This is a genomic window from Allobosea sp. 05T433, assembly GCF_056396065.1.
Window position 1 is genome coordinate 1 of record NZ_JBFTKS010000077.1, and the last position, 4,378, is coordinate 4,378.

General features: G+C 62.0%; 3 protein-coding genes. All 3 read right to left on the bottom strand.

Annotated features, from left to right (window positions below):
* Nucleotides 1-71: 71 nt before the first annotated feature.
* The 3 genes from AC1DGP_RS34830 to aspT all read right to left on the bottom strand — a co-directional run bounded on the left by AC1DGP_RS34830 (nucleotide 72) and on the right by aspT (nucleotide 4,177).
* On the bottom strand, nucleotides 72-1,034 hold the full coding sequence (locus tag AC1DGP_RS34830; RefSeq protein ID WP_476833249.1) for an HD domain-containing protein: 963 nt from the start codon (nucleotides 1,032-1,034) through the stop codon (nucleotides 72-74).
* Nucleotides 1,035-1,302: 268 nt separating this feature from the next.
* Nucleotides 1,303-1,995 carry a MarC family protein gene (locus AC1DGP_RS34835; RefSeq protein ID WP_441508840.1) on the bottom strand — a complete coding sequence of 231 codons (693 nt, stop codon included), beginning with the start codon at nucleotides 1,993-1,995 and terminating at the stop codon, nucleotides 1,303-1,305.
* Between the two features lie 499 nt (nucleotides 1,996-2,494).
* A complete protein-coding gene (aspT, locus tag AC1DGP_RS34840) occupies nucleotides 2,495-4,177 on the bottom strand; it encodes an aspartate-alanine antiporter (RefSeq protein ID WP_441508841.1) in 1,683 nt (560 codons plus the stop codon).
* Nucleotides 4,178-4,378 lie beyond the last annotated feature (201 nt).

Below are 4,378 nucleotides of genomic sequence, written 5' to 3' on the forward strand. Positions count from 1 at the left end.
GGAAAACGTCTGCCAGAGTGGCTGACCCAGGCCTCCAACACCCCCTTCAGGGTGCCGGCTTCATCTCGGAATCACATGCCGGCTTCAAATCGGAATGCCCTGCCGGCTTCGCTTCGGAATACCCCGCCCGCTTCAATCGGAATCCGCACAAAGGGCTCGTCAAAGGCGAGGCACAGGCGCTGGGCAAGAGCGACGATCGCGTCGCCGCTATCTGTCCGGATCCTGCCGATAAGCATCGATCTGCGCCGGTGCTCATGAATGCCTTCGGCTGTCTGCACAGTGGCAGACGGGAACGTTCGGGCGATCATTTCACAGAGCAGGTCGATGTCTGCTTCTCCCAGGGTGCGGCACTTGGTGTTCGGCACATAGACGAGGTACACAGCCTGGCCGATGGCAGCCTCGAGCTCGTTCCTTGCTGACGCACCATCATCCAGATCGCCGAGCCCTTCGGCTCTGATTGTCTGCTCCACTGCTTTTGCGGTGTCGTCGAAGATGCGTTCGATCTCAGCGTTCGAACCGCGTCCGGCATCCACGAGATTGCGGCAGGCGTTCAGGTATCCAAGCCTGCGATCGTTCGACCAGCCGGCCGGCGGCGAGACGGCGATGGCGCGCAGGTTCGAGATGATGTCCGCGAACTTGACCAGCCTTGCCTCGCGCGATTTCTTGCCAATGCCTTCGAGCCGAGCGCGGCGCCGCTCCGACTTGGGCAAGGTCATGTCATCGGAATTCTCTTGGACGATATGTGCGGCACGGTCCCCGAACGCTGCAGCCAACTCGTCATGGCCAGTCTGGGTGTCCTCCAGCACATCATGGAGCACCGCCGCGATAAGAACGTCCATATCGCTGCTTTCGACCGACGCGACGAGATCGACCACTTCGATCAGGTGGTTGATATAGGGCTCCTGGCTCGCCCCCTTGCGACGATGGTTCCGATGGGCCTCGGCGGCAAAGGCCAGTGCTTTCGTCAGCCGCCGCACCTCACGCGCCTCGCGGAGATAGAGCTTTACCGATGGCGTGGAGATTAGGTCGCGCATGGCAAACTGCGGCCCCCACCTGGTGAAAAAAACGGAACTGCCGTGAGAGGCTCGCAGCGCCTCTTCACTATCAACCCGAACTCATGTCCTCAAGCATCGCCCCGCAACATCTGGCCCGGCAGGAAAAGGGGCGCGAATGTCGGCGCTCTTTCCCGGAAGGATTCGGATCACCACATTGGCGCGCGGAAATCCGGCTATTGGAGGCGGTAATTTCACGAACGGTCGTCGTCCTGACGAAGGGCTAGTGCTCGCACGCGGACCGGTGCGCTCAGCCCAGTGGCTTCGGGGCGGCCGGAATTGAGCCAGGATGCAGGACCGAGATGAGTAACTCATTCGCTCCGGACCATATGATCTGCATGCCGAGGGTGAAGAGGATGAATGCGGTTAAACGTACGGCAATGTCGGTTCCACCTGGACCGAGAAACCTTTGCATTCGATGCGCGTATGAGAAGCAGATTCCTATTGCGAAGGCGATCACCGCGACAGCGGCAAGACTGGCAAATATGAACAACAGCTCGTCGGCCGGTCGCTGAGCGCCCCGCGAGAGGCCGAGACTGATCATCACCGCGATCGTGCCCGGGCCAGTGGTGAGGGGCAGCGTCAACGGATAGAACGCCAGGCTGAGCGGATCTCCTAGATGCGCAGAGTTGGGTGTGGCCTCGATTTCCGTGCGGCTTCCTTTGTTGAGAAGCTTCCAACCGGATACCGCGACGATGAAACCGCCCGCAACGCGCAAGACCGGTATGGATATACCATAAAACTGCAGGATTAAGGCTCCAAGCAGAAAGGAACCCACTAGGACGAGCAGGGAGTTGAATGCGACCCGCCGCGCCAGTGCGCGCCGAACGTTGGGTGTCAGTCCACTCGTAAGCCCGATAAAGACAAGCGCCGTCCCCGGAGGATTCACCACAGGGAAGATCGCGGCAAGCACTAGCAGAAAGGAGTTGATGAATGTCTGCATAGGCGCGCCTCTACCGGAATTCCTATTTATGACAATACTGCCACACTCAGACTGGTCCTGTTCCAGCCTGCTGGATCCCGCTGCTGGTCGGGGTCGGCATCTCGTTTTGCGCCGCTGCGCGTTGCTTTCGGCTGCTTCGCCTCCAGGCGGCAAAGCTCGGATGCGCCACTCCCGGGCGCCCAGCAGGTCGCGTACGGTGCGTCCCGATCCGGGTTCGATTCTCGAGGCGATAAGCGCTCAATCCGCAAGTCGTCCAGCGCCATTCTTCCCATATGTCCTGGCGGTCTCGTGTGCGCCGACGCCCCACCAATTCGGCAGGTACTTTGCCACCTATCGCGGCGTCCGGATGGTGCGATAAGAAGGGACCCTTCGACAGCACGTCTTTTGCCGCACTGGGCATTTTGAAACTCGTCCCTGGTTGAGCGAGGTCGAAGCTCAAATCAATTTCGATTTGACCCAGCCACCGCAGGCAGCGCGGCGCTACCAGCGCCAGCGACTCCTAACGCGACATGATGCCGATGAGGATTGGCCCCCAGGCCGTGAGCAGGATGTTCCCGATGGCATAGGGTACCGTGTAGCCCAGCGCCGGAATGCTGCTCTGGGCCTCGTCCTGGATGGCCCGGAGGGCGGCTGTGATGGTGCCAGCCCCGGCGCAGGCACCAAGCACGATCAGCGGATCCATCTTCAGGACGTAACGCCCGAACAGAATGCCGACGACATGCGGCAGCAGCGCGGAGACGAGGCCGACCAAGATCAGGCTGATGCCGGTCGCCTTCAGGCCCGAGACGAAGCTCGGTCCGGCGCCGAGCCCGACGATGCCGATGAACATGCAAAGCCCGACCGTATCGAAGATCCAGATCGCCGGCTCGGGAATGCGGCCGTAGAAGGGGTAGACGGAGCGGAGCCAGCCGAAGACGAGCCCCATGAAGAGGGCGCCGCCGCTCGCGGTCAGGGTCAGCGGCACCCCCCAGACGACCAGAGTCAGCAAACCGAACAATCCGCCCAGAAAGATCCCGAAGCCGACGAAGACCATGTCGGTTGCGGAGGTGCGGCGGTCGGGGTAGCCGAGCTCGGTCGCGGCCCGCTCGACTTCCGGCAGCGGCCCGACCAGCGACATGACGTCGCCACGATTGACGCGTGTCGTCGGCTCGATCGGCATCTCGATGCCTGAGCGTGTCAGCTTGGACAGGAAGACGCCACGCGCGAATTCGGCCTGGGCCAGTTCCCCCAGCGATTTCTCGTCGATGCTGCGGGACGTCACGATGACGTTGAGCGCCTCGAGCGGAATGTCGAGCAGCTCGGGATCGCTCACTTCAGGTCCGATGAGGTCGCCGCGGGCGGCGTGAACTTCGTGTCTTGCCATGATGGCAATGATGTCGCCCGCCTGGATCCTGCGATCCGAAGCGTGGCCGAACAGCACCACCCCGCTGCGAACGCGCAGGATGAAGGCACGGGTCTCCTTGATGAGGGCTTCGATCTCGGTGATCGTCTTGTTGGTCAGAACCGGGTTTTCGACGCGATAGGCGCGAACGTCGAACAGGCGGGCGGCCGAGGTGACGCCTTCGGCATCGCTGCCCGGTCCGGCCTTGTCGGCGCGCTGTGCCGCGATCTCGCGAAGGTTGATGCCCATGAGCTTGGGACCGACCTTCGGCAGGAACCAGACCAGGGCCGCCGTCCCGACGAGATAGGTGACGGCGTAGGCGACAGGGATGTTGTTGATGAGCGCCGTCCGCTCGGCCTGCGGTAGGTCGAGACGCTGGATCGCTTCGCCCGCTGTTCCGATGACGGTCGATTCCGAAAACGCCCCGGCGAGAAGTCCGGCCGCAGTACCCATGTCGAAGTTCAGCAGTTTCGCGAAGCCGAGCGCCACCAGCAGGCACGTGACGCAGAGCACCACCGTTAGCGCCATTTGTGGAAGCGCATCGCGCTTCAAGGCGCGAAAGAACTGCGGACCGACCTTGTAACCGGTCGTGAAGAGGAAGAGGTCGAAGAAGACCGTCTTCACGGCGGCCGGCACCTTAATGTCGAGCTGGCCGACCAGGACGCCCGCCAGCAGGCAGCCGACAACGACGCCGAGGCTGAAGCCGCCAATTTTCGCCTTTCCAATGAGAAAGCCGAGAGCGATCGTCAGGAAGATGGCGAGCTCGGGATTATTGCGCAGGGCATCGACGATGTAGTTCATGCTTTGCCTCGCAGCATTGAACTCGGACATCCGATCAAGTCGTGACTGATCAAATGTCCGATGGTTGCCGAACGCAGGAAATCACCTGCCCACACCTTCACTCCTGCCGCTCTCGCGCGTCAGGGCTTTTTGGCGAGAGCGAGATTGTAGGCATCGAAGGCCTGGCGGTAGCCACGCGCCACCGCGCGGGTAGCGCGGCCG